This is a genomic window from Hyphomonas sp. NPDC076881, assembly GCF_050269995.1.
Taxonomy (GTDB): domain Bacteria; phylum Pseudomonadota; class Alphaproteobacteria; order Caulobacterales; family Hyphomonadaceae; genus Hyphomonas.
Genome location: NZ_JBNNJJ010000005.1, coordinates 26,142 through 52,471, shown reverse-complemented (window position 1 = coordinate 52,471; position 26,330 = coordinate 26,142). Strand labels below are relative to the sequence as shown.

Sequence of the window (26,330 nt, the reverse complement as noted above, 5' to 3'; positions counted from 1 at the left end):
CGGCCACAGCGCCGGTCAATCGGAGCGTGCCACAGGATGTCCGTCGTTACTCGATTTGCCCCATCCCCAACGGGAATGCTGCATATTGGAGGCGCTCGGACGGCACTTTTCAACTATTTGTTTGCGCGCCGACATGGCGGGCGGTTTCTCTTGAGAATTGAGGACACGGACCGCGAGCGCTCCACCCAGGCGGCAACCGATGCCATTCTGGATGCCATGCAATGGCTGGGGCTGACGCCAGATGAGCCGCCGGTGATGCAATCGGCACAGGTGGCGCGTCACGCCGCCGTTGCGCACGAAATGATCGCCCGGGGCACCGCGTTCAAATGCTATGTGACGGCAGAGGAACTCCAGGCCCGCCGCGACATGGGCGAGGAGAAGCGCCTGGCAGCCCGCGAGGAAGGCATCAGCGACGCGGCGCGTGAAGCCCTGCTGGCCGAAGCATCGCAGCTTCTGGCGCCCTTCCGGTCGCCTTACCGGGATGGCGCACCGGCGCCCTCTCCGGGGGCGCCCTTCACCGTTCGCCTGCGCGCGCCTGAAAGCGGGCCCCGCACTGTAGAAGACGGCGTGCAGGGCAGCGTTACCATTGATGCGTCAGAGATCGATGATCTGGTCATGCTCCGCGCCGATGGCACACCGACCTATATGCTCGCTGTTGTGGTCGACGATCATGATATGGGCGTCACCCATGTCATTCGCGGTGACGACCACCTGCGCAACACCTTTCGCCAGGTGCCGATCTACGAAGCCATGGGCTGGGATGTACCCAAATTCTCCCATGTGCCGATGATCCACGGCAATGATGGCGCCAAGCTGTCCAAACGCCATGGCGCCCTTTCCACCACGGCTTATCGCGACATGGGCTACCTTCCAGAAGCTATGAAAGCCTACCTGCTCCGCTTGGGGTGGAGCCATGGCGACCAGGAGATATTCACGGACGAAGAAGCGATCACCGTGTTTGATGTTTCCGGCATCAACAAGGCCCCGGCCCGGCTGGACCTCGACAAGCTGGCCACGGTCAACGCGCACTTCATTCGCCTGGCCGAAGATGGACGCCTGTTTGACCTGATTTGTCCGTTTTTGTCCGCCAACGCTTCCCTCAGTGACAGCGAACAGGACCGGATTCGGGCGGCCCTACCGCACATGAAAGATCGGGGATCAACGCTGATCGAACTGGCCGCAGCATTTGATTTCCTTAGGGTAAAGCGCCCTCTGGAGATGAATAAAAGTGCACGTAAAGCCTTGTCTGACGAAGGGAAACTTCGTCTTAAGGGACTATATGATGAACTGCAGCGAATGTCGCAGTGGTCAGGCGCTAGCATTTCAGAAACGATAAAGTCATATTGCGCCGCAACAGGCCTATCGATGGGGCAGATAGGCCCGCCACTCAGAGCCGCACTTACCGGCGGACTTCCAGCACCGGACCTCGCGCCGGTGATGGAATGGCTCGGCCGGGAAGAGACGCTCGCACGAATTGATGACCAACTTGCCAGCTGACACGCAAGTCGATGCCGGCCAACACAAATGGAACAGGGTTAAAGGCTGATGGAAAACAAGGTTAAAGACGCTGGAACGGCCAAACTTGAAGTCGGAGGAAAGACGGTCTCCCTGCCAGTGTATTCTGGCACGCACGGCCCGAACGTAATCGACATCCGGAAGCTCTATGCTGAAGTCGATCACTTCACCCTCGACCCTGGTTTCACGTCGACTGGCAGCTGTGAAAGCCAGATCACCTTCATCGACGGCGATGAAGGCATTCTGCTCCACCGTGGCTACCCGATCGAGCAGCTGGCTGAGAAATCGAGCTATATGGAGCTCTGCTATCTCCTCCTGAACGGCGAGCTGCCGACCAAGGAAGAGTATGAAGCCTTCGGCAAGGATGTGCGCCAGCACACCCTGCTCCACACACAGCAGGACCGCTTCTTTGACGGTTTCCGCCGTGACAGCCATCCGATGGCGATGCTCACCGGCACCGTTGGCGGCATGGCAGCCTTCTATCCCGGCGCCATGGGCAACGAGGACCCTGAAGAGCGCCGGCGCGATTCCATCCGCCTGATTGCGAAGATGCCGACCATCGCAGCCCGCTGCATGAAGTACAATCTGGGCCAGAAATTCGTCGATCCGCAGAACCGTCTGTCCTACTCCGAAAACTTCCTCAACATGTGTTTCTCGGTCACCGCCGAGGACTATGAGGTGAACCCGGTGCTGGCCCGCGCTATGGACCGGTTCTTTATGCTCCACGCGGACCATGAGCAGAATGCATCGACCTCCACGGTGCGCCTTGTGGCCTCCTCCGGCGCGCACCCCTTTGCCGCAATCGCGGCCGGCGTGGCCAGCCTCTGGGGCCCCAGCCATGGCGGCGCCAATGAAGCAGCGCTGCGCCAGCTGCGCGAAATCGGTGACATCAGCAATGTTCCGGATTTTGTGAACAAGGTGAAAGACAAGTCCAGCGGCGTGCGCCTGATGGGCTTCGGTCACCGCGTTTACAAGAACTACGACCCGCGCGCGAAAGTGATGCAGAAGACGGCTCACGAAGTTCTGGACGCCCTGGACCTGCGTGACCATCCGTTGCTGAAGGTGGCAATGGAGCTCGAGCGGATCGCCCTTCAGGACGAATACTTCGTTGCGAAGAAACTCTATCCGAACGTCGATTTCTATTCGGGGATCATCCTCGAAGCGATGGGCTTCCCGACCAAAATGTTCACAGTGCTCTTCGCTGTGGCACGGACCGTTGGCTGGGTGTCTCAAATGAACGAGATGCTGGAAGACCCCACGCAGAAGATCGGCCGTCCGCGCCAGATCTACACCGGCGCCGCAATGCGGGACTACAAGCCGATGGATGGCCGCTAAGCGGCTCTGAATTCGTCCAGAATAGCCCCGGCAGCCAGAACCGCTGCCGGGGTTTCTTCTTTCAGGAGCCGCGTCAGTGCTTGCCCCTGCGCTTCGCGCTGACGCTGCAGAGCGCCAGGTTCCTTGATCCAGCTGATGGTCTGCGCGGCGATCATTTCGGGCTTTTGTTTCGTCTGCACGAACTCCGGCACCACCGCAGTATCGTCATTCAGGATGTTCAGAAGCGTGATGTGCGTTTTCTTGTAGAGAAGCCCGCGCGCCAATGCCCAGGTAACCCAACCTGTCTTGTAAGCGACGATCATCGGCGGGCCTTGCATGGCAACCTCGCTGGTCACCGTGCCAGAGCATGCCAGAACCACATCTGCCGCAGCCATCGCATCAAATCGTTGGTCACCATCGGTCAGAACGGTGAACTGTTCTGATGCCTCCGGGAACGCTTCCCGGAAGGTTTGGGCGGCCGTTTCCGCCGGCTCGACAAACAGGCGCGTGCCCGGCAATGCGCGCTTTACGAGCGCCGCAGCCTCCATGAGCGCAGGCGCGACGCGGGCAATTTCACTTGTCCGGCTGCCGGGCAGCACCAGGAGTGCGGTGTCTCCTTCAGTCAGACCATGGCGGCGTCTGAAGCCCGCGCGATCCCCCTGCCCACCCCGCGAAAGCGCGGGGTTGCCGATCACGGTCGTCTTCAATCCGAAAGGTTCGTAATAGGGCACTTCAATGTCGTGCATGCAGAGCAGATGATCGACTGTCGCCGCAAGCGTCTTTGCGCGGCCGGGCCGCGTCGCCCATACTTGCGGACCGATCAGCTTGACCAGGCGGATGTGGGGGGCTTTTGCGCGAACCCTTTGAGCCAGCCGGAGCATGAAACCCCAGGAATCCACGAGAACAACAACCTTTGGATCTGCCGCGACGATTGCCTCTGTTGCCGCGTCAGCCAGCTTGATCACATCGCCATACGCCTTGATGCCCTCAAGAAATCCGAGGACGGACAGAGGGGATATGTCGATGGGGGAGTCGATGCCAATTTCGGCGAGTTGCTCCCCGCCAATACCCTGGATCCGAAGACCTGCATCTGCGCCTTTGAGAGCCATAATGACTTCGCGTGCGAGGAGGTCGCCTGAAGCCTCGGCCGCCACAAAATAAATGTCTGCGGTGCTCACGGCACACCCGTTTCAGGCGGGAAGCCGTATATGAAGACACCCAGTTCCGCTGCACGCTGCTCCATCCGTGCACGGTTGAGCATCAGGGCGCCGCCTGCTTCTATCGCAATGCCCGCAAGCCCGGCTGCTGCAGCAAGCTCTACGGTAGATACACCCGTCGTAGGCAGATCAATCCGCCGTTCCTGGACGGGCTTTGGCCGCTTTGCGAGTACGCCGCGCCGCGCCTGCTGGGTCCCCCTGATTTCAGCCGGCAGGCCAGCGCAGCGGCGCAGCATTTCATCTGTGCCTTCCTGGGCCTCGACGGCGAGGACAAGGCCGTCGCAGACGACACAGCCCTGCCCTATATCCAGTGTGCCGGTAGCGGCCGCCACTTTTGCGGCCACCAATATATCCTGCATCATGGCTTCAGTGGGCTGGGGCCCTGCAATGAGCCCCGCGGGCGCAAGAAGGCTGGCGTGAGCGACATCACTGCCGATCACGCGGAAGCCGTTTTTTTCAAACTCCCCCACCAGCACGCGCAGCAAGGCATCATCGCCTTTGCGCGCTTCGGAAATCACCTTTGGCAGGAGCGAAAGCCCTTTGAAGTCTAGCTTCAGATTCTTGAAATCCGGCCGGCTGACATTGCCCGCGAAAACAACATCCCTGCATCCGGCAGCCTTCAGGCGGTCCATCACAGCGCCGATTTCTCCGAGACCGACAACGCTGCCTTCGAACTTCTCAAGCCGCGGCTCTTCAAACCCTTTAAGCCGCAGCACATATACGCCCTGACCTGTAGAAACAGCATTCTCCGCGATCGCGACCGGCAATTCCCCCAACCCCGCGATAAGACCCAATGGCGCCGTCATCGCATCACGCCGGTTTGCAGATGGGGCGGTCTCCACCCTGAAGTACAAAATTGATGAGTTCCATGGCCAGCGGCTTTCCAGCGAAATTCTGCGCCGCCTGGTTCAGACGATCCTTGAACAGCCCTTCTCCCTCAAACACAGCTTTGTAGGCCGCCCGGATCTGGTGAAGGTCTGCCTTGCTGAAACCCCTGCGTTTCAGGCCAACGGTGTTGAGGCCTGCCAGCTTCGCGTGATTGCCGATGACAGAGCCGAACGGGATCACATCATCCACAACAATGGCGCCGCCCCCGATGAAAGCGTTCCGCCCAATTCTGCTGAACTGGTGAACAGCCGAAAGACCGCCAAACCAGACATTGTCGCCAACCTCGATATGCCCTGCGAGCGAGACGTTGTTCGCCATCACGACATTATTCCCGATCTGGCAATCATGCGCGATGTGAGCGCCGATCATGATGTAGCAGGACGCGCCAACCTTGGTGAGGCCGCCATGCTTGGGTATGCCGGAATGCGCCGTGGCATATTCGCGGAAGACGCTTCCGGCCCCGATTTCCAAGCGCGAGTCAGAGGTTTCACGCATGCCCAGAACCTGAGGCCCGCATCCGAGGACGGCGTGCGGATAGAGCACGCAGCTCTCGCCCAGCTTTGTATTGCCGACCACCGAGGCATGGGAAAGGAGTTCTGTGCCTGCGCCCAGCTCCGCCAGGGGCCCGACATGACAGAACGGGCCTATGCGCACGCCATCATGTAGAACGGCGCCACGCTCGACCACTGATGTGGGGTGTACCTCAACGCTCATCGCGAGGACCTTCCTGACTTTGTAACGGCGACGCCGTCAATCAACCGTTTTTCTTTGGATTGGCCTGCTTTTGCAACCATGCGACTTCTCGCATCCACTGACGGATCGGTTTGGCAGGGGTGCCGCCCCAAGTCTCCCCGCTGTCCACATCCCTGAAAAGACCGGCCGACGCAGCAAGACTGACCCGCTCGCCCACCTGAACATGGTCGGCGATACCCACGCGGCCGCCAAGCATCGAGCCATCGCCCACACGTACGGATCCGGAGATGCCTCCAAAGGCAGCCACAATGACCCCGCGCCCCAGTATGACATTGTGCGCGATCTGGCAGAGATTATCGATCTTCGTCCGTTCGCCGATGATCGTGTCTTCAAACACGCCGCGATCCACACAGCTGTTCGCGCCGAGCGTCACATGATCCTGTATGATCACGCGCCCGAAGTGAGGCGCATCTTCGGCGCCACTGGGCCCGACCAATACGCCGAAGCCCGTTTCACCGACACGGGCACCCGCGAGTACGGTGACATGATCGCCAATCAGCGCGCAATGGATCGACGCATTCGCGCCGATTGTCGTGTTGCGGCCAATCTGGACGCCGGCACCAATGACCGCGGCCGGGCCGATAACCGCCCCTTCCCCCACGGCTGCGCCAGGGCCGATCACCGCGCCAGGCTGAACCACTGCATCGGGATGGATCTGCGCCAGCGAAGAGATCGGCTCTGCGCCATAACCCGTCAAATGGCGCGGACGGAAAAGCGCGCTGGCAACAACACTATGCGCATGCCGTGGAAAGGGCGTTTCCAGAACGGCCACGCCCTCCGGCACGAATGCCTTCATTGCCGCATTGGCGAACACGGCTTTGAGATGAGGGCTGAGCGTTGGCCGGGTTTTGCCGTCCCCATCCAGGAAAGCAATTTCGGCGGCCTTTGCATTGGCCGCCGAGGCTATTCCGGAAATCGCTAACCCAGCGCCCCCTGTTAGCGTTGCTGTTGTCCGGCCGGCAATCTCTTCCAGCGTCAATGCCCCCAGCGGCGCATAGAATCGAGTGTCGACCGTCACAGCAATACCTTATCAGTTGCCGCCCTGAGGCGCTGCCGGCAGTTTCTGGCGGGTGACGGCGATTGCGGTAGTCTTCGCGTCAAGCTTCTGGATCACGGCCGCCGTTGCATCGACTGCATCTGCGGAGAACACAACCTGGCTCTTCAGCAGAACAACCTGGGCATTCTTTTCACGGATGACTTCGGTAAGAACCGGATCAAGCGCATTGTTGAAATCAATGATGGCCTTCTCGGCAGTCATCGCATATTCGCGCTCGGCGATGGCGCGCTTCTGGTTCAGATCGTTGTTCTTTTTCTGGAACGCAGCAAGCTCGTTCACGAGCGCCGTATCCGCCGCGATCGCTTCCCGGGTCTTGCCTTCGAGTTTGGGCTGAAGAGCTTTAACTTCGGTCTCGAGCGATTTGCGGGTGGGCTCCAGCTCGTTGTTGATCTGCTTCTCGATGTTCTGAAGCTTCGTCTGGATGTCCTTGCCAGCTTTGCTGTCGAGGAAAATCTTGTTGTCGTCGATGACCATGACGGTCGAGGTTTGCGCGTGCGCTCCTTGAACCGCCGAGACCGAAACGACCGCCGCCAGCATCATGGCGGCTACGAGAGTCCTGATGAATGACATAGTTAGTACTTCCTACTCTGGGGCTTGCGATATCAGAATCGCGTGGAGGTAGAGAACCGGAAGGTTTCTGTCCGGTCGTATTCTTCCTTGCGGAGGATTTGTGAGAAGTCGAAGCGAATGGGGCCGAAGGGCGAGTCCCAGAAGACACTAAGACCGGCCGAGGCCCGCAGCGTCGCAGCATCCTTTGTCATCCGGATGGCAGTCAGTCCGCTATAGCCGAACGGCGCGCCATCCTCGAGAATGACTGTGGAGCCCTTATCGACATCTTCGAGCAATCCAAGAGAGCCGACATCCAGGAACAGAGCGCTCTTGATGCCATATTCTTCCGGAATGAAGTTCGGAACCGTGAGCTCAAACGTGCCCTGATAATAAGCGTTGCCGCCCATCGAGTTGAGACGCTGCGTGGAGACCACTTCACCCGTCTCCGGATCGATCAGGCGCAGAATTTCCCGAGGACCAAGGCCCGCAACATCAAAGCCACGGAAAGTGCTCCCGCCGCGGAAGAAACGGTTGTTAATCCGAACGCCCTGCTCGTCATCCAATGGGACCACTAAGCCACCGGAGAAGTTGGCGCTGGCCACGACATCGCGCCAGATGCCCCGATAGAACGAAGCGCCGGTCTCGGTACGGATGTATTTCACATCACCGCCGACGCCAGCGAGGTCCTGGCTGAAGCGGAAATTGAAGCCGCGGGTTGGCGAAATCGGATCGTTGGTCTGATCCCAGAAGAAATCATACCCTACGATGCTGGAGATATCGCTGCGCTCCGAGCGGCAAATGGTGTTGCGAAGCACATAAGCAGGGTCACAGATATCGACAACAGCCTCGCCCGGGCCAGCATCGCCCGGCTCCGGAAATCTGTAGACGTCATCGGACGTGTCGTTGGGGGTATCCTGGCCAGCGATCTGTGTAGTGCTGCGGACGAGCATACCGCTGGAATCGATAATGATGTTCTGGTTGGTAATGCTGACATCATCAGACTGCAGACGGTAACGAACGCCCATCTGCATGCGATCTGTGAGCGGGAATGCCATGCGCAAACCGCCGCCAATCGTGTCGCTGGTGAAGCCCGAATACTCCTCGAAGTCCTGACGTGTCGCGAAGAGATCGACGCCCGCCGAAAGATTGCGATCGAGGAAGCGTGGCTCCGTGAAGCGTAGATCGACAATCTGTTGCCGGCTGGAAAGCGAGGTCCTGGCGACAACCGACTGGCCGCGTCCACGCAGGTTCCGCTGAGAGGCGCTGAGATCGAAGAGGTACGCATCGACGGAAGAGAAGCCGGCGGCGAAGGACAGTTCGCCGGTCGATTGCTCGGTAACCTTGACATCGACAATCGTGCGGTCGGGTTGCTCGCTCGGCGTTTCGACGACTTCAACATCCTTGAAGAAGCCGAGTGCTCGGACACGGTTGCGCGAACGGTCCAGTAGAATCCGGTTGAACGCATCCCCTTCGGAAAGGCGAAGTTCGCGGCGAATGACGCGGTCCAGCGTCTGCGTGTTTCCGACGATGTTGATCCGGTCGATGTAGACGCGCGGGCCTTCATCGATCGCGAAAGTGATATCGATGCGTCCGGATTGTTCGTTTACGCTGATCTGTGGACGGACATCCACAAACGCATACCCGGCTACGCCCGCGGCATATGTCAGACTATCGATCGTCGCTTCGATCTGGCTACCACGGAAGAGTTCTCCCTCCTGGATCGGAACAACCGCCCGCAGGACATTCGCGTCGAGCTTCTCAAGCGCTGTTTCGACCTTGATCACGCCGAAATCATACTGGCGCCCCTCCTCCACCGTGTAGGTGATGTAGAAGTCTTTCTGATCGGGTGTCAGTTCTGCGACAGCAGAGGAAACGCGGAAGTCGTAATAACCATTATTCTGATAGAACTCGCGAAGGCGTTCGCGGTCATATTCGAGACGGTTTGAATCGTAGTTGTCGTTGGAGCTGAAGAAGCGCCAAAACCGCGACTGCTTTGTAACGATTTCGCTGCGCAGCCGGGAGTCAGAATAGGCCTGGTTGCCAATGAAGTTGATCGACCGGACACCGGTAACCGGCCCTTCGGTGACTTCGAAGATCAGATCGACACGGTTCTGTTCCAGCGGCTTGTATTGCGGCTCCACCTTGGCCGCGAAACGGCCCGAGCGCCGATAAAGTTCCATGATCCGCTGCACGTCCGACTGCACGCGAGCAGCGGTAAAAATTCCGCGCGGCGCTGCCTGGATCTCTTCGCGAAGCTTGTCGTCCTTGAGCGCGCGGTTGCCCTCGAAAATGACGCGGTTGATGATCGGGTTCTCCACGACCTGGATAACGAGATCGTTGCCCCGGCGATCAATCGAAACATCCGCAAAGAGGTTCGTTGCAAAAAGCGTTTTCAGAGACAGGTCGATCCGGTCGGGATCGAACGCATCACCTGGCTCGACAAGAAGATAGGACTGGACGGTGCGTGCCTCGATGCGCTGGTTCCCCTCAACCAAGATCGATCTGATCGTCCCGCCATAAAGAGGGTCTTCCTGCGCACTGGCAGTGGCGCCAAAGTTGCTCACGCCCAATGCCAGGGCGCTGGTCGCAAGAATAGTGGCCGCGAGAAACTTACGCATTATGGATATCACTCTCCGTATCGGCCGACATTCCGTCAGCCACCACCCCGTCCAAATACGCCCGTTTCAATCACATCTCCCCATGTGATAACCACCACCATAAGCAGCAGAAGGAACACACTCGCTCTCAAGGCGAAGGCTTCCACCTGGCTTGGGAGTTTCGCTCCCGTGATTGCTTCGTATGCATGAAACACAACACGACCGCCATCCAGCACTGGCAGTGGCAACAGGTTGAAAAACCCCACACCTACAGAAACTGCCGCACAAACACTCATAAGCATCCAGAACAATTGCTCTGTCTTCTGCCAGGACGTGAGTTGAGTCTGCTCCATCACCCGGTTGACCGCGCGACGGGAAATGTCACCCACCCCGACAGGCCCAGACATGGTGTGCACAGACATGTTGCCGGTAGCGATTCGGCTTAGCATCTTGACGGTCTGATCAATGGTCCGGCCGGTTTGAGCCGTTCCGGCGACCAGGGAGCCGATCGGGCCATATTGTACCCGCTCTATCAGCTCGGTGTGGGCCAGATTGAAGCCTGCCGTGCTCTGAGGCACGATCTGTCCAAATTCGTTAGGCCGGACAACCTCAAGCGGCGTGACAGCCAGGCTCAGCGGCTGCCCACCCCGCTCCACGACGAAGTTCATCGCCTTGTTGGGACTGACGAGCACCATTGTCGTAACGTCGGCGCCGCTGAAGATTTCCCGGCCATTGATCTGGCGGATCACATCTCCGGGCAAAAGCCCAGCCTCCTGGGCGGGCATACCCTCAGACACATGCGTTATCTGAACTTCGAATTTCGGTGTCCCGAACACACCGAGGGCCAGCGCGAAGATCAGCGTTGCCAGCACAAAGTTCGCAAATGGGCCCGCAAGACTGACCACAATCTTGGGAATGGGTTTCAGGTCGTCAAAAGACTTGCCGACAATATCGGCGTGGGGGCCATCCTCAAGGCGCGCTGCCGCTGGCAGGAAGCTGACAAACCCACCGAGGGGTATCCAGTTGATGCGCCACCGGGTTCCCCGCTTGTCGCGCCCCTCTACAAGGGGTTTGCCGAAGCCCACAGCAAAGGATTCAATGGCCACGCCATACAGGCGAGCGGCCAGATAGTGACCAAATTCATGAATGACCACCACGATGCCCATCATGAATATCAGGCAAGCAAGGAAGAGCGGCCCCTGGCTCAGAATCTGATCCACTCGATCATCCCCCTGCCCGGCTTGGGGCGTTGCTTAACCAATCGGACGCTAGGAAATGCCCGTATCGGCTTAATTCTGCTATCTCTTCAAGCGTTTCGCATTTGCTAGAGGCAAAATTACTCGATGAAAAGCGCTCGAGTGCGGCTTCCACCGCCCTTGCGATATCCAGAAACCCGCATTTTTCAGCAACAAAGGCGGAAACTGCCGCTTCATTAGCGCAATTTAATATCACCCGCGCGCCCGGGCCGGCATTCATTGCCTGCCGCGCGAGACGGATCGAGGCGAAGCGATTTTCGTCAACTTCGGTAAATTCCAGCCTCGAAATCTGCGCAAGATTGAGCCGGGTGACGCTCGTAGGTATCCGGTCCGGCCACCCCAGAGCGTAGGCTATCGGGGTTTTCATATCCGGTGTGCCCAGCTGAGCGATCACGGAGCCATCACTGAAATGCGCCATTCCGTGTATAATGGATTGCGGATGAACCAGAACATCGATCTCAGAAGCGGGCACATCGAAAAGTACTGCCGCTTCTATGAACTCCAACGCCTTGTTCATAAGCGACGCGCTGTCGATGGAGTTCTTGATACCCATTGACCAGACAGGATGGGCGGCTGCCTGTCCCGGGGTCGCCCGCTCCATTTGCTCCAGGGTCCATGTGCGAAATGGCCCGCCCGACGCTGTGATAGTCAGCCGCTCCAGCTGTTTGCCGTCACCAAGGCTCTGGAAAATCGCGCTGTGCTCAGAATCGACGGGAAGAACCCGCGCGCCCGACTTTTTCGCTTCCTGAAGCATCAGCGGGCCACCGCAGACGATGCTTTCCTTGTTGGCGATGGCGACATCATTGCCGGCGCAGATGGCCGCTAAGGTGGATTCCAGGCCCGCTGCGCCCACAATGGCCGCCAGAACCCTGTCGCACGATCTGGCGGCAGCCTCGTTAAGTGCGGCGGCGCCTGCCGCCACCTCTATTCCAGTCCCCGCCAGACGGGCCGTGAGTTCACCCAAGCGGCTTTCATCAGCGATAACCGCGATGCGAGGCCGCAAGACACGGGCCTGGTCCGCCAATTTCTCGGCATCTTGGCCGGCAGCAAGAGCCTCGACTTCAAATTCAGCAGCCCCGGTCTCCATGGCGTGGCGAATCACGTCGAACGCTGACCGGCCAATGGATCCCGTGGATCCAAAAATAGAGACCCTGCGCACCATCAGTTCACAGCCCCAAAGATGCCGCGAAACCAGGGAGGACGCAAAGCGCAAGGCTTCCGGCAACGCTGACCGCGCCGAGACCATCCACGCGATCCAGAAGGCCTCCATGGCCGGGAAGTATCTTTCCCGAATCCTTGACCTTGAAACGGCGTTTTAGTCCGCTTTCAAACAAGTCGCCCACCTGTGCCACGATCGATATTGCTATCCCTGAGATGATCCAGATGACGGGATCGACATCTTCTATCATCGCAGCGAAATAACCACAGATTGCGCACACGATGACAGCAGCAATTGCACCACTCCACGTCTTATTCGGGCTTTCACTCGGCAAAAGTTTGGGCCCGCCGATCGCCCGGCCGAAGAAGTAGGCGGCTGCGTCGGATGCCCAGACAAACGACATGAAGTAAAGCGCCGCCGAACGGCCCTCCCAGTCCCCTTCCCGAAGCAGGTAGAGGCCAGAGAGCATCCCGAAAACGTAGACAACCCCGAAACCCGCAGCAATTCGCGTGTGAACGCCAGCGCGGGCGGCCACCAAGGCCAAAGACAATCCCGCCACCGCTATCGAGAGCGTAATGGCGAGGTTATCGAGCGGGAACGAGGCCGCGAAAAGCCCGCCAAGCCCCGCGAGCAGATGGTGATGCGGCGTCGCGCTCATCGCGCACCATTCCAGCATCATGACATATCCGAACAACGCGCATGCCGCTGCTAGCCACCAGCCCCCCATCCAGACAGCGCCCAGGGCCATCGGGATCAGAATGAAAGCAGACGCCAAACGGACAGGAAGTTCGGAAAACCGCCTTTCGGCTGGCGTCCAGTCGCCCATCAACCTGCTCCCGGAGTCACCGCGCCATAACGGCGTTCCCGTTCATTGTAGCTTTTTAGGGCTTCTTCAAGATGGGATCGGCCAAAATCCGGCCAAAGAACGTCACAAAACAGCAGTTCGGCGTAGGCTGCCTGCCAAAGCAGGAAATTGCTTATCCGGAATTCTCCGCTCGTGCGGATCAGGAGGTCCGGGTCGGGGAGACCGCTTGTGTCCAGATAGGCTGCGAATTCTGATTCGGAGATGTTCTCATCGCGAATCCCCGCTTTCACGTCGCGCGCAACCGCCTGCACGGCGCGAAGTATTTCGTCCCTCGCCCCATAATTGAAAGCAATCGTTAGATTGAAGCGGGTGTTGGCGCTCGTCTCCAGCTCCGCCTTCTTGACGAGGTTGGCAATATCCGGGGGCAAACCTTCACGCTGGCCGATGATCCGTATCCGCACGCCTTCCGCCTTGAGGCGGCCGAGATCTCGCTGAACATACGCCTTCAGTAGGGCAAACAGGGTGTTCACTTCTGCTGGCGGTCTCCGCCAGTTCTCCGTGGAGAAAGAAAAGACGGTGAGATATTTGATGCCGAGTTCGCCGGCCGCATCAACTGTCCGCCGCAAGGCCTCAACGCCCCGCTCATGACCAGCCGACCGGGGTAGATGGCGCGCCGTAGCCCAGCGGCCATTTCCATCCATGATTATCGCCACATGGCGAGGGGCGGCGGGCTGTTCACCCGCCGGTACAGGGTCGAGAGGGGCAGCTGCCCGCGACATCAGACCTGCATGATCTCCGCTTCTTTGGATTTCAGCGCCTCATCCACGCGCTTTACAAACGCATCGGTGAGTTTCTGCACCTCGTCCGTCAGGGCCCTGTGACGATCCTCACTGATCTCGCCATCCTTCTCAGCCTTCTTGAGGGCATCCATACCGTCGCGGCGCACATTGCGCACCGCGACGCGGGCAGCCTCCGCATACTTGCCGGCAATCTTGGTCAGCTCTACCCGGCGTTCCTCGTTGAGGGGCGGGATCGGAATACGGAGGTTTTGCCCATCCATAACCGGGTTCAGGCCGAGGCCGGACTCGCGGATGGCCCGGTCAACGGCGCCTACCACAGCCTTGTCCCACACGTTCACCGACAGCATCCGCGTGTCAGAAACGGTCACCGAAGCGACCTGGCTCAAAGGTGACACACCACCGTAAGCCGGCACCTGGATGCTGTCCAAAAGGTTCACGGAGGCACGCCCGGTCCGCAAACCCGCGAATTCCGACGCCAGAGACGCGAGCGCGCCTTCCATCCGGCGCTCGATGTCCTGTTTGCTATAGCTCATGGCTTCTCTGCTCCCTCATTGGTAATCGTCGTGGATGTGCCCCGCCCGTAAAGGACATTCAGCAGTGAACCTTCCTCTTTGAGCGAGAAAACCACGATCGGAACATTGTTGTCTCTCATCAGGCTGACGGCGGAGGAGTCCATAACGCGAAGGTCTTTCGCCAGGAGCTCCTGATACGCTACCTGATGGTAGCGGGTAGCCGTCGCGTCCAGCTTCGGATCGGCGGTATAGACGCCATCGACCTGCGTCCCCTTCAGCAGCGCGTCGCAATTCATCTCGATCGCGCGCAGCGCAGCGCCGGTATCCGTCGTGAAGAAGGGATTGCCAATGCCGGCCGCGAAAATCACCACGCGGCCCTTCTCCATGTGCCGCTGGGCGCGCCGGCGAATATAGGGTTCGCAGATGGCATCCATGTTCAGCGCCGACTGAACGCGGGTGGGTACGCCGATATTCTCAAGCACGCTCTGCATTGCGAGCGCATTCATCACGGTCGCCAGCATTCCCATGGAGTCGGCCTGGGCGCGCTCCATACCTTTTGCAGCGCCCGCGACGCCCCGAAAGATATTGCCGCCGCCGATAACCAGGCAAATTTCCGCGCCGGCTTCCCGCGCATCGGCAATTGCCCGGGCAAACTTCTCACAGGTCGGAATATCGATCCCGAACTGCCCGCTTCCCATCAGCGCCTCGCCTGAGAGCTTCAAAAGAACGCGACGATATTTCAGTTCGCCAGTTTCAGGCTCGCCGGACGGCATAACGAAACCCCACTCTCTTTTATTATGAGCACTGGATACAATAATCCCGGCCACTCCTGAGGGGGGCAGCCGGGATTGTTCAAAGCCCCTCGCGGGCCGAAAGGCAAGCCCGATCAGGCGCCTTTTGTGAGCGCAGCAACCTCGTCAGCGAAGTTGTCCGCAGCTTTTTCCACGCCTTCACCGAGTTTGTAGTGAACAAAGCCTTTAAGGGTAGCGCCCTGCTCTTTCAGGAATTCGCCGACCGTTTTGTCAGTGTCCATGATGAAAGGCTGCTCAACCAGAACAACTTCCTTGTAGAACTTCTGCATCCGGCCAACGATCATTTTTTCGATGACGGCGTCCGGCTTGCCGCTCTCGCGGGCCTGCTCGGTCAGAACACGCTTTTCCGATTCGACAAGCGCAGGATCAAGCTCTGCCGTGGTGGCAGCGGCCGGCGACGTAGCGGCGATATGCATCGCAACCTTGCGGCCAGCGTCTTCAAGGTCGCCCGACCCATCCAGCGCCACAAGAACGCCAACCTTGCCCATGCCGGGCACCACCGCATTGTGAACGTAAGCCGAAACACGGCCGTCAGCCGAGAGCTTGGCAAAGCGGCGGAGCGTCATGTTTTCACCGATGGTGGCGATCATGCGCTTGATGAGGTCGTCAACGCTGCCTTCGCCGTCCGGCGAAGGGGCGCCAGCGAGCGTATCAACCGCGCCATCGACCTTCAGAGCGGCCTCAGCGATGCCATCGAGCGACTTCTGGAAGATTTCATTGCGCGCAACGAAGTCCGTTTCAGCATTCAGCTCGACGATTGCGCCGGACTTGCCATCTGCGGACAGCTTGACGGCAACGAGGCCCTCTGCAGCCGCGCGGTCAGATTTCTTGGCAGCCTTCGACAGCCCCTTGGCGCGAAGCCATTCGATCGCAGCGGCCTGGTCGCCATTGTTTTCGACGAGCGCCTTCTTGGCGTCCATCATACCTGCGCCGGTCTTCTCGCGCAGTTCCTTCACAAGTGCAGCAGTAATCTCAGCCATGAGATTGTTCCTTCATCTTGGGTTGGCAGGAGAAGCGATTAAGCTTCGCCTGCAGCTTCTTCGTCAGCCAGTTTGACGTCGGCATCCGCCAGAGACGCAATGTCCGCAGCCGCGCCAAGATCAACGCCGAGACCTGCTGTGGATTCAGCCAGACCGTCGAGCACGGCATCTGCAAACAGGTTGCAGTAAAGGGAGATCGCACGAGCGGCGTCGTCGTTGCCGGGGAAACCATAGTCCGCGTCGGCCGGGTTGCAGTTGGTGTCGAGGACAGCAACCACCGGAATGCCGAGCTTGCGGGCTTCCTGAACAGCGATCGCTTCCTTGTTCGTGTCGATCACGATGATGGCGGACGGCAGGCCGCCCATGTCTGCGATACCGCCGAGCGATTTCTGCAGCTTCTCGCGGCGGCGCTGCAGGTCGAGCAGCTCTTTCTTGGTCAGGCCGGCGCCGCCACCGCTCTCGAACATCGCGTTCAGTTCGCGCAGTTGCTTGATCGAGTTGGAAACGGTCGACCAGTTGGTCAGCGTGCCGCCGAGCCAGCGATGGTTCATGTAGTACTGAGCGCAGCGTTGGGCGGCTTCAGCGATGGGCTCCTGAGCCTGACGCTTGGTACCCACGAACAGGATACGGCCGCCTTTGGCGACGGTATCACGCACGAAGACCAGCGACTGATGAAGCGCCGGAACCGTGTGCGAAAGGTCCATGATGTGGATGCCGGAACGCTCGCCGTAGATATACGGCTTCATGCGGGGGTTCCAGCGGTGGGTCTGGTGACCAAAGTGAACACCAGCCTCGAGCAGCTGACGCATCGAGAAGTCAGGAAGGGCCATCGATTTTCTCCATCCGGTTGGCCGTCGCAGGGGGAACTACGGGAAATCCCGTCGCACCGGATGCACCCGCGACATGGTTTAGAATGCGCGCCGTATACTCAATTCAGGCGAAACAACAAGTCCCAAAACGCCGTGGATTCAGGCTGCCTGGCGCGGATCGACCTTCTCCACCCCCGGAACTTCCTTCAGGGCGCGCTGGGCGCGCAGCCCAATTGTGTAGGTTTGGGGCAGTCTCATCGTCACGATGCGGCCATCCTCGAGGATAAGCTCGATGAAAATGATACCCCTGTCGCCATCGGGAAGCTGCTCCAGCCGGCGCACCACCCCGGCCAGATCTGCTGGATTTGAATCAGGACCAAGACGAACGAGCAAAGAGCCTGAAGGCTTTGACAGCCTCGCGTCTTCCAGTTCGATCGCCCGGTCGAGATTGAGGCGGAGTTCCTCGCCATTGAGCTTGGCCGTCACTGTAATGGCCACGGCTTTGCCAGGCTGGAGCAGGTCTCCGTATTGCTGAAGGCCTTCATTGAAGACCATCATCTCAAGCTCGCCTGTGGGGTCCGAAATCGTCAGAAACGCGAATTTACCGCCATTCTTGCTCGGCTTGTCGTTTCTCGAACGCACGATCCCGATCATTTCCAGCGGCTTGCCGTCCGCGGCGCGCTCATGGATCTCCATGGCGAGGGTCACGCGGTCCCGGTCAATCGAGGTCAGGACATCGTCCAGCGGATGACCGGAGAAATAAAAGCCAATGGATTTGAACTCTTCGTCTAACTTCTGCTGCGCCGTCCAGGGCTTAGAGGGCGGAAAATCTGGGCGCAGCGCCGGCTCAGCCTCGCCGAACAATCCCCCCTGCCCGCCCTGGCGATCTTCGGCCTGGCTGGCACAATATTGAGCCAGCAACGGAACCGCTGCGAACACGCGCGCCCGGTTTGCTTCCAGCCCATCCAGAGCGCCAGACTTGGCCAGAGATTCCAGCGCTTTCTTGTTCACATGCCTTGGATCGACCCGCTCGGCGAAATCATAGAGATCCTTGAACTGGCCACCCTCAGTGCGGACAGCGACGACATGCTTCATCGCCTCAATGCCAACGCCCTTGATGGCGCCAAGCGCGTAGACGATCCCATCCGCATTCACGTCAAAATCCGGCTGTGACGAGTTGATCGCGGGCGCCAACACCCGGATCCGCAGACGTTTGGCTTCCTGGAAAAAAGCCGCGAGCTTATCGGTGTTCCCGATATCAAGGCTCATCGACGCGGCCAAGAACTCCTTCGGATAGTGGCATTTCAGGAAAGCCGTATGGTAGCCGATCAGCGCATAGGCGGCTGCGTGAGATTTGTTGAAGCCGTAGCCGGCGAACTTCTCCATCGTGTCGAAGATTTCGTTGGCGAGGGATTCCTTCATCCCCTTATTGGTGGCCGCGCCTTCCACGAACCGCTTGCGCTGCGCAATCATCTCTTCGAGTTTTTTCTTACCCATCGCGCGGCGGAGAAGGTCTGCCTCCCCCAGAGAATAGCCCGCAATCTCCTGCGCCATCCTCATGACCTGTTCCTGATATACAGGCACACCATAGGTCGCCTCCAGCACAGGCTTGAGATCGGGATGCTGGTAGCGCACAGAGGCGGGATCTTCCTTGCCCTGAACATAAACGGGGATGTTCTCCATCGGGCCGGGCCGGTAGAGCGAGATGATGGCGATCAGGTCTTCAATGTTGTTGGGCCGCACGCGGCGTAGCGTGTCGCGCATGCCCGCGCCTTCGAGTTGGAACACACCCAGCGTTTCGCCGCTTGCCATCAGCTCATATGTCGCCGGATCATCCATGCTCCGCCAGGCAGGCCCCACTTCACCGCCATCCCGCCGGATGAAGTTCAGCGCCCGGTCGATCACCGTGAGGGTTTTGAGTCCAAGGAAGTCGAACTTCACCAGACCCGCCATCTCGGCGTATTTCATGTTGAATTGTGTAGCCGGAAGATCAGCACGCGGATCGTTATAGAGCGGTACCAACTCAACAAGCGGGCGATCTGCAATGACGACACCGGCAGCGTGCGTACCGGCGTTGCGGTACATGCCTTCCAGCGCCCGCGCCGTATCAATCAATTCCCCGACGCGCGGGTCTGCCGCGATTTCCTCATCAAACTTCGGCTCTGCGGCAATCGCCTCATCAAGCGTCGGCGGTTTGGCGGGGTTGAAGGGGATCAACTTGGCAAGCCGGTCCACCTGCCCGTAAGGCATCTGCATCACCCGGCCCACATCGCGCACAACGGCCTTTGCCTGAAGCGTACCGAAGGTGATGATCATAGCCACGCTGTCTGCGCCGTATTTCTCGCGCACATAGCGGATCACTTCGCCGCGCCGCTCCTGGCAGAAGTCCACGTCAAAGTCGGGCATCGAAACGCGCTCAGGGTTTAGGAAGCGCTCGAACAGAAGGTCAAACCGCAGAGGATCCAGATCGGTGATCGACAACACCCAGGCAACCAGAGAGCCCGCGCCCGACCCCCGGCCGGGCCCGACCGGAATCCCATTGACTTTCGCCCACTTGATGAAGTCGGAAACGATCAGGAAGTAGCCGGGAAACCCCATGCGGGCGATGATGCCGAGTTCATAGTCCAAGCGTTCAAAGTACTTATCTCGATCCGCATAAAGACGGTCTGCTTCCGCCAGGCGCTGTTCCAGACCCTGGCGCGCCTGATAGGCAAGCTCCTCTGCTTCCGAGCGCCCTTCCTTGCTGAAGTTAGGCAGGATCGGCTTTCGGGTTTCAGCCCGTACCGAGCACCGCAGGGCGATTTCCTGGGTATTGGCGATGGCCTCAGGAAGATCATCGAACAGGGCCACCATCTCTTCGGGAGATTTCAGATACTGATCCGGCTCAACCCGTTTGCGGTCGTCCTGCCCCAGATATTGCCCATTGGCGATGCACATCATGGCATCATGAGCCGTGACGTCATCCGGCTTCATGAAGCGGGCGTCATGGGTGGCGACAATCGGCAGGCCGAGTTCGTAGGCGAGTTCCACCAGCCCCTGTTCCGTCTTGATCTCGTCCTGAGTGCCATGGCGCGTGATCTCGACATAGCAGCGCCCCGGATAGGCGGCCGCGAGCGTCGCCAGCTCTGTCCGCGCATCGGCCATGCGCCCCTTCAGAATGTGCCGCGCAATTTCGCCCTCAGAGCCGCCCGTCAGAAGGATAAGCCCTTCCGTATTCTCGAGCAGGTATTTCTTGTGAAGGCGCGGCACACCGTCCTCTGCCTCCAGATAGGCGCGCGAAGAGAGGAACATGAGGCGCTTGTAGCCCACGTCATCTTGGGCATAAGCGGTCAGCCGGAAAGGCTCAGCCTTGGGCGAGCCATCGGTAACGTCGAAGCAGCAGGCCATGATGGGCTGGACCCCATAGTCTGTCAGCTTCAGTGACAGCTCCAGCGCGCCGAAGAGACAGTTCCGGTCGGTCACCGCCATCGCGGGCATGCTGTGCTGCTTGCACCATTTTGCCAAGTCTGAAGGCGTAATCATGCTCTCCAGCAGCGAATAGCTGGAGCGGACAGCAAGATGGATAAAAACGGGTTTCGTCACGCGGCAATCCTCTTCCGCGCGGATAATCTCACCGAATCAGCAAAGCTGGAAGCATCTGCCGCCAGCAGTCCACAAAGGATCACTCTGTGTAGTCGACCAGTTTGCCATCCTGAAGGGTCAGGACGCGGTCCATATGCCGGGTCAGCGCCAGGTTATGGGTCGCGACAAGCACCCCGGCCCCCTCTTCCCGCACCATCTTGATGAGCGTTCCAAAAACTCGCTCTGTTGTCGCCGGATCCAGATTCCCTGTTGGCTCATCGGCAATCACGAGTTTCGGGTCGTTGGCAAGCGCGCGGGCAATGGCGACACGCTGCTGCTCGCCTCCTGAAAGCTGGCCGGGCTGATGGAAGGCGCGCTCTTCAAGCCCCATCTCTGCCAGCAGGCGGGACGCCTTTTCTCTGGCCTTTGATTTCTTTACCCCGGCAATCATCAGCGGCATCGCGATATTGTCGATGGCGTTGAACTCGGGCAACAGGTGATGAAACTGGTACACGAAGCCGATCTTCCGCCTGCGGATGCCGGTGCGGCCATTGTCGTTGAGCTTCAGGCAATCAATTCCATCGAGAAATATCGATCCGCCTTCTGGCCGCTCAAGTAAGCCGGCCGTGTGCAAGAGAGTGGACTTTCCGGAACCTGACGGCCCAACCAGGCCAACCAGCTCTCCCGGCGAAACGCGCAGATCTGTGCCCCGCAGCACCGGCAGCGCCCCAGCTGCCGTGCGGTAGGTGCGGTCAATCCCGATAAGTTCGAGTACAGGCTGTGTCATTCGAACCTCAGGGCTTTCACCGGATCCTGGGACGAGGCCCAGATAGACGGGATCAACGAGACAACCATCGACATGACAAGCGCATAGGCGCCTGTGCTGAACACTTCCCCCCAGTCCAGAACTGCCGGGAGATGATCGAGCCCATACTGTTCGGCCGGGAATACCTCTCCATCAATGGCCAGATTGATAAGCGCCTCGATCGGGCCAATATTCAGGATAAAGAGAACACCGACGACCATTCCCAGCAGCGCGCCGAGAGAACCAAGAACGGTCCCCACCATCAGGAAAACCCTCAGCACGCCGCCGCGGCTGAGGCCAATCGTACGAAGGATTGCGACATCCCGTGTCTTGTTCTTTACCAGCATGACCACACCGACGATGATATTCAGTGTGGCGATCATCATGATAATGGTCACCAGAAGGCGCACCATGACGCGCTCTGTCTGTAGCGCGCCAAGATAGGTGCGGTTCTTGGTTTTCCAGTCACGCAGCAGCAGGCTGTAGCCGGTTGCTTCCGCGATACGCTGCATCACGATCTCGGTTGCATCCGGATTTTTTACGCGCACATCCAGATATTGGTAGCGGCCCTTCGACTGAAACAGGATCTGGGCCTGCTCCATCGGCATGAAGACATACACATTGTCGAGCTGCGCGGAACCGGTGCGGAAGATGTCCCCTACGATGTAAGCCTTGCTGATCGGCGTCTGCCCGATCGGGCCAGACCGCATCTGAGACGTCACGACTTCAACGCTATCCCCTGGCTGAAGACCGAGATTGGCGGCGAGGTACTGGCCAATCATGATGACATTTCCGCCATTCCGGCCTTCGCCAAATCCAGCCGCCAAAGCCGCCGCGCCGCCATCCTTCAGGATCGGCATGGTTTTAAGGTCTGCTGGGGGCACTGCTCTTACAACGCCGCCGGTGCGGACGCCGTTGGCGGAGAGGAGCACAAACTGCTCAATGTAAGGCGAAACGCTGACCACGCCCGGCGTTTCGGAAATTACCTTGGCAAGCGCCTGAGCCTCATCCTGGGGGATACCATCCACAGCGGCCGAAATGTGAGGCTCTCCGCCCAGAAGCGCGTCCAGCAGGGTCGCCCTGAACCCGCTCATGATCGACATGGTAATGATCAGTGCGGCGACGGCAAAGAAAATGCCGATGAACGAGATCACCGCAATCAAGCTTGCGCCGCCATGCTCCCGGCGTGCCCGCAGGTATCGCCAGGCAAGCGTCCGCTCCAACTTGCCGAACGGAGTGGCAGAGGGCGTCGCGCTCATCAGGAGCCTTTCAGCTGGGCCAGCATGTCTTCAATTGTGACGTCGTGCTTCTCGCCGGTCTTGCGGTTTTTTACCTCAACCTTGCCTTCGGCCACGCCGCGTGGACCAACCGTCGTTTGCCAAGGCAAACCGATCAGATCCATCCGCGCAAACTTGGCCCCGGCGCGATCATCCGTATCGTCATAGAGCACTTCGCGGCCCGCTGCGGTCATGGCCGCATACAGAGTTTCGCATGCGGCATCGCATGCCTCGTCGCCCGGGCGCATGTTGATTAGGCCGACATCGAAAGGCGCAACGGCTTCGGGCCAGACGATACCGTTTTCGTCGTGACAGGCTTCAATGATGGCGCCGAGCAGGCGAGACACGCCGATGCCGTAGCTGCCCATCTGGACGGGCACCATCTGCCCATCCGGCCCCTGCACGACGGCATTCATGAGTTTGGAGTATTTAGTGCCAAAGTAGAAGATGTGGCCAACCTCGATACCGCGCGCCGACACGCGGCGATCTTCCGGCAGCGCGTTGAAGGCTGCTTCGTCGTGCATTTCCTCAGTGGCGGCGTAATATCCCGTCCGCTCTTCGACGAAAGGCGTCAGGTCCGCATCGAAATCCAGATCAAGGCCTGGCGCCGGCAGGTCCAGCAGGGCCTTGTCACAGAACACCGCGCTCTCACCTGTCTCCGCCAGGATGATGAACTCGTGGCTGAGATCCCCGCCAATCGGGCCAGTGTCGGCCCGCATCGGAATGGCTGTCAGCCCCATCCGGTCAAAGGCGTTCAGATAGGCGCAGAACATTTTGCGATAAGCCGCCCGGGCGCCCTCTTCCGTCAAATCGAAGGAGTAGGCATCCTTCATCAGGAACTCCCGGCCCCGCATGACGCCGAAGCGGGGGCGCACCTCGTCGCGGAACTTCCATTGCTGGTGATAGAGGTTCAGCGGCAGCTGCTTGTAGCTTTTCACATAGGTGCGGAAAACGTCCGTGACCAATTCCTCATTGGTCGGGCCATACAGCATATCCCGCTCATGGCGATCCTTGATGCGGAGCATTTCCTTGCCGTAATCGTCATAACGGCCTGACTCACGCCAGAGGTCTGCCTGCTGCAGCGTGGGCATCAGCATCTCGATCGCGCCGGAACGGTTCATCTCCTCCCGCACGATCTGCTCGATCCGTTTCAACACCCGGAAGCCCAATGGCAACCAGGAGTAGATCCCCGCACCATTCTGGCGGATCATACCAGTACGCAGCATCAACTGATGCGAAACGATCGCGGCATCTGCCGGAGCTTCTTTGGAAACAGGCAGGAAAAACTTCGACAGGCGCATGAATCATCCAGACTTTTACGGAATTCTTTCACGCTCACTAGCCGGAGCTAGACCGGTTCGGCAAGCAGGAGAGGAATAACCAGCGCAGCAACCGCCGTGATCACCACTGCGCCAATGGTGGCCCAAATCGCTTTTTTGACCAGCATCGGGTTCTTGGGCGCCCCCTCTTCCGTACCGGGCGTGGTGGACTCATCTTCCCATTGCCCTTTCACCCCAATTGGCAAAACGGCGAAGAAGGTGATCCACCACCCCAGAACAAAAACGATTGTGGCGCCCGCAATCCCCATCAGTGGTGACCTTTGGGCGTTTCCATCAGTTCCACCAGAACGCCGTTGGAGTTCTTCGGGTGAACGAAAATGATCATGGTGCCATGAGCGCCGATACGCGGTTTGCCCAGCACGGTGGCGCCGCGCTTTTCCATTTCGGTCATGGCCTGATTGATGTCCGCTACTTCGAAACAGACGTGATGTTGGCCGCCGGCCGGGTTCTTCTTCAGGAAATTCGCGATCGGCGAAGCGTCATTCAGCGGCTCGATCAGCTCGATCTGGCTGTTGGGGAGGTTCACGAAGCAGACTTTCACGCCCTGCTCAGGCATATCGAACGGTGTCGTAATGTCCGTTGCGCCATACAGCGTCCGGTAGGTTTCGCAGGCCTGCTCGATGTTGGGCACCGCAACGCCGACATGGTTCAGCGGCCCGATCTTGAATTCGCTCATAAAATCTCAGCTCCTCAGCACAACCACTTCAATCATCGGCTTCAGGCCGAAATTGATATCACAAGCCTTTCGCAATGCACGGCCCATAACGCGCTCGATCGCCTCATCATCGCCGCGGTCTTTCTTCGAAAGGCCGGCAAGCGCCGCCTCGGCGGCGTCATCAAGGATTTCAAGACTTTCCTCGGCCACGCGGCCATCGGTCTCGGAAAGCCCTTTCGCGACAACGACCGGTCCATCGACAATGCGCCCGGTCTGATCCAGGCTCACGGTTGCGAAGATGATACCGCTATTATTCAGGCGCTTGCGCTCGATCAGGCCCTGAGCTCCTTCCGGCACCAGACGGCTGCCATCCAGGAAAAGGCGGCCGGCGGGCACCTCATCCAGAATTTCTGCTTCGCCCGGTGCGAGGCGGATGAGGCTGCCATTCCGGGGCGCCACGGCTTCCGGCACCTGCAGCGACCGGGCGTAAGCAGCATGTTCGAGAATATGCCTGCGTTCACCATGGACCGGCACAGCGATACGCGGCCGCACCCACTGGTACATCCGGCGCAGCTCATCCCGGCAAGGATGGCCGGATACGTGGATTGTTTGCGGAACCATCCGGGGGTGAATGACCCGGATCCCCTGCTCCGCCAGAGTATTCTGAAGGCTGTAAACGCTGCTCTCATTTCCGGGGATGAGGCGCGAGGAGAAGATCACGCTATCCCCTTCGCGCAGCGCCACATGGCGGTGGTCTCCCCTCGCTATGCGGGAGAGCGCAGCATTGGCCTCGCCCTGGCTACCGGTGCAGAGATAGAGAATGTTTTCGGGAGGCAGATAACCGGCTTCCGCCTCATCCACGAAATCGAGGCGCGCAGGCAGAATGCCAACCGCCTTGGCCGCCGCCGTGACGCGGTGCATGCTTCGCCCGACAAGGCAGACGCTGCGTCCGGCCCGGTTGGCCGCATCGATGATCGACTTCACCCGCGCCACGTTGGAGGCAAAGGTGGTGACCGCGACAGCCTGTTTCTGCTCTGCAATCAACTCGATCAGACCCTGGCGTACAGTCTCTTCCGACCCCGCTTCACCATCTTCGAACACATTGGTGGAATCGCACACCATGGCGAGAACGCCTTCATCGCCCAGCGCGGTCAGCCCCTCAATGTCCGTAGTCGCACCGATTTGCGGGCTGGGGTCTATTTTCCAGTCGCCCGTATGCAGGATGACGCCGGCAGGTGTCCGGATTGCGAGTGCATTAGGCTCGGGAATGGAGTGCGTGAGCGTCACATAGGTTACTTCAAAGGGACCGGCTTTGACCGTCGCGCCCATCGAAACCGTCTTCAGCCATTTATGATCCACCCCGCGCTCATCCATCTTTGAGCGGACGAGCTCGCAGGTGAAGAGAGTCGCATAAATTGGCGCTTTGGTGCGCAGCAGAGGATAAAGCAGCCCCACAGCGCCGATATGATCCTCATGTGCGTGGGTGAGGAAGACCGCATCAATTTGCTCGCCCACGAGAAAATCGGGATCGGCGCAGATCAGATCAATGCCGGGTGTTTCCGAGTTTCCGAAGGTTACCCCCACATCCACGACAATCCACCTCCGGGCATGGGGCGGGCCATAGCCATACGCATTCAGGTTCATCCCGATCTCGCCGCATCCGCCGAGG

Annotated in this window: 23 protein-coding genes; 2 read left to right on the top strand and 21 right to left on the bottom strand. The window is 59.3% G+C overall.

Going from position 1 to position 26,330, the window contains the following annotated elements; genetic code table 11:
- The first annotated feature begins 36 nt into the window (after positions 1-36).
- Positions 37-1,497: a glutamate--tRNA ligase gene (gltX, locus tag ACQKI2_RS07040; RefSeq protein WP_427378989.1), complete on the top strand. Its 1,461-nt coding sequence runs from the start codon at positions 37-39 to the stop codon at positions 1,495-1,497.
- Positions 1,498-1,545: 48 nt separating this feature from the next.
- Positions 1,546-2,850: a citrate synthase gene (locus ACQKI2_RS07035; protein WP_427378988.1), complete on the top strand. Its 1,305-nt coding sequence runs from the start codon at positions 1,546-1,548 to the stop codon at positions 2,848-2,850.
- Here the strand turns inward: ACQKI2_RS07035 and ACQKI2_RS07030 are convergent.
- From ACQKI2_RS07030 to ACQKI2_RS06930, 21 genes are all read right to left on the bottom strand, one after another.
- The gene (locus ACQKI2_RS07030) at positions 2,847-4,007 is read right to left on the bottom strand and encodes a lipid-A-disaccharide synthase (RefSeq protein WP_427378987.1); all 1,161 of its coding nucleotides are present in this window, start codon (positions 4,005-4,007) and stop codon (positions 2,847-2,849) included. The genes ACQKI2_RS07035 and ACQKI2_RS07030 overlap by 4 nt on opposite strands.
- Positions 4,004-4,852, bottom strand: a complete 849-nt coding sequence (locus ACQKI2_RS07025) for an LpxI family protein (protein WP_427378986.1) — start codon at positions 4,850-4,852, stop codon at positions 4,004-4,006. The genes ACQKI2_RS07030 and ACQKI2_RS07025 overlap by 4 nt, the downstream gene beginning before the upstream one ends.
- A gap of 4 nt (positions 4,853-4,856) precedes the next feature.
- Complete coding sequence (gene lpxA / locus ACQKI2_RS07020) at positions 4,857-5,648, bottom strand: acyl-ACP--UDP-N-acetylglucosamine O-acyltransferase (protein WP_427378985.1); 792 nt, start codon at positions 5,646-5,648, stop codon at positions 4,857-4,859.
- Between the two features lie 40 nt (positions 5,649-5,688).
- Positions 5,689-6,705, bottom strand: coding sequence for a UDP-3-O-(3-hydroxymyristoyl)glucosamine N-acyltransferase (lpxD, locus tag ACQKI2_RS07015; RefSeq protein ID WP_427378984.1), 1,017 nt, complete (start codon positions 6,703-6,705; stop codon positions 5,689-5,691).
- A 12-nt stretch (positions 6,706-6,717) separates the two neighbouring features.
- Positions 6,718-7,314: an OmpH family outer membrane protein gene (locus ACQKI2_RS07010; RefSeq protein WP_427378983.1), complete on the bottom strand. Its 597-nt coding sequence runs from the start codon at positions 7,312-7,314 to the stop codon at positions 6,718-6,720.
- A gap of 32 nt (positions 7,315-7,346) precedes the next feature.
- Positions 7,347-9,911: an outer membrane protein assembly factor BamA gene (gene bamA, locus ACQKI2_RS07005; protein WP_427378982.1), complete on the bottom strand. Its 2,565-nt coding sequence runs from the start codon at positions 9,909-9,911 to the stop codon at positions 7,347-7,349.
- Between the two features lie 35 nt (positions 9,912-9,946).
- Positions 9,947-11,110 (bottom strand): M50 family metallopeptidase, encoded by a 1,164-nt coding sequence (locus ACQKI2_RS07000; protein WP_427378981.1) that lies wholly within the window; start codon positions 11,108-11,110, stop codon positions 9,947-9,949.
- A 4-nt stretch (positions 11,111-11,114) separates the two neighbouring features.
- Complete coding sequence (gene dxr / locus ACQKI2_RS06995; protein ID WP_427378980.1) at positions 11,115-12,416, bottom strand: 1-deoxy-D-xylulose-5-phosphate reductoisomerase; 1,302 nt, start codon at positions 12,414-12,416, stop codon at positions 11,115-11,117.
- Positions 12,313-13,131, bottom strand: coding sequence for a phosphatidate cytidylyltransferase (locus tag ACQKI2_RS06990; RefSeq protein ID WP_427378979.1), 819 nt, complete (start codon positions 13,129-13,131; stop codon positions 12,313-12,315). Before ACQKI2_RS06990 ends, dxr begins: the two co-directional genes overlap by 104 nt.
- Positions 13,131-13,889: an isoprenyl transferase gene (locus ACQKI2_RS06985; protein WP_427378978.1), complete on the bottom strand. Its 759-nt coding sequence runs from the start codon at positions 13,887-13,889 to the stop codon at positions 13,131-13,133. Before ACQKI2_RS06985 ends, ACQKI2_RS06990 begins: the two co-directional genes overlap by 1 nt.
- Entirely contained in the window at positions 13,889-14,443 is a 555-nt protein-coding gene (gene frr / locus ACQKI2_RS06980) for a ribosome recycling factor (protein WP_427378977.1), read from the bottom strand. The genes ACQKI2_RS06985 and frr overlap by 1 nt, the downstream gene beginning before the upstream one ends.
- Positions 14,440-15,195 carry a UMP kinase gene (pyrH, locus tag ACQKI2_RS06975; protein ID WP_427378976.1) on the bottom strand — a complete coding sequence of 252 codons (756 nt, stop codon included), beginning with the start codon at positions 15,193-15,195 and terminating at the stop codon, positions 14,440-14,442. Before pyrH ends, frr begins: the two co-directional genes overlap by 4 nt.
- A gap of 113 nt (positions 15,196-15,308) precedes the next feature.
- Positions 15,309-16,214 (bottom strand): translation elongation factor Ts, encoded by a 906-nt coding sequence (gene tsf, locus ACQKI2_RS06970; RefSeq protein WP_427378975.1) that lies wholly within the window; start codon positions 16,212-16,214, stop codon positions 15,309-15,311.
- A 38-nt stretch (positions 16,215-16,252) separates the two neighbouring features.
- Complete coding sequence (gene rpsB, locus ACQKI2_RS06965) at positions 16,253-17,044, bottom strand: 30S ribosomal protein S2 (protein ID WP_035599986.1); 792 nt, start codon at positions 17,042-17,044, stop codon at positions 16,253-16,255.
- A gap of 138 nt (positions 17,045-17,182) precedes the next feature.
- A complete protein-coding gene (dnaE, locus tag ACQKI2_RS06960; protein ID WP_427378974.1) occupies positions 17,183-20,605 on the bottom strand; it encodes a DNA polymerase III subunit alpha in 3,423 nt (1,140 codons plus the stop codon).
- A gap of 79 nt (positions 20,606-20,684) precedes the next feature.
- On the bottom strand, positions 20,685-21,371 hold the full coding sequence (locus ACQKI2_RS06955; protein WP_427378973.1) for an ABC transporter ATP-binding protein: 687 nt from the start codon (positions 21,369-21,371) through the stop codon (positions 20,685-20,687).
- Positions 21,368-22,648 carry an ABC transporter permease gene (locus ACQKI2_RS06950; RefSeq protein WP_427378972.1) on the bottom strand — a complete coding sequence of 427 codons (1,281 nt, stop codon included), beginning with the start codon at positions 22,646-22,648 and terminating at the stop codon, positions 21,368-21,370. Before ACQKI2_RS06950 ends, ACQKI2_RS06955 begins: the two co-directional genes overlap by 4 nt.
- Positions 22,648-23,967 carry a proline--tRNA ligase gene (gene proS / locus ACQKI2_RS06945; protein WP_427378971.1) on the bottom strand — a complete coding sequence of 440 codons (1,320 nt, stop codon included), beginning with the start codon at positions 23,965-23,967 and terminating at the stop codon, positions 22,648-22,650. Before proS ends, ACQKI2_RS06950 begins: the two co-directional genes overlap by 1 nt.
- A 47-nt stretch (positions 23,968-24,014) precedes the next feature.
- The gene (locus ACQKI2_RS06940) at positions 24,015-24,254 is read right to left on the bottom strand and encodes a DUF1467 family protein (RefSeq protein ID WP_427378970.1); all 240 of its coding nucleotides are present in this window, start codon (positions 24,252-24,254) and stop codon (positions 24,015-24,017) included.
- A complete protein-coding gene (gene mce, locus ACQKI2_RS06935) occupies positions 24,254-24,682 on the bottom strand; it encodes a methylmalonyl-CoA epimerase (RefSeq protein ID WP_427378969.1) in 429 nt (142 codons plus the stop codon). Before mce ends, ACQKI2_RS06940 begins: the two co-directional genes overlap by 1 nt.
- 6 nt (positions 24,683-24,688) lie before the next feature.
- Positions 24,689-26,305: a ribonuclease J gene (locus ACQKI2_RS06930; RefSeq protein ID WP_427379143.1), complete on the bottom strand. Its 1,617-nt coding sequence runs from the start codon at positions 26,303-26,305 to the stop codon at positions 24,689-24,691.
- Between the last annotated feature and the right edge of the window lie 25 nt (positions 26,306-26,330).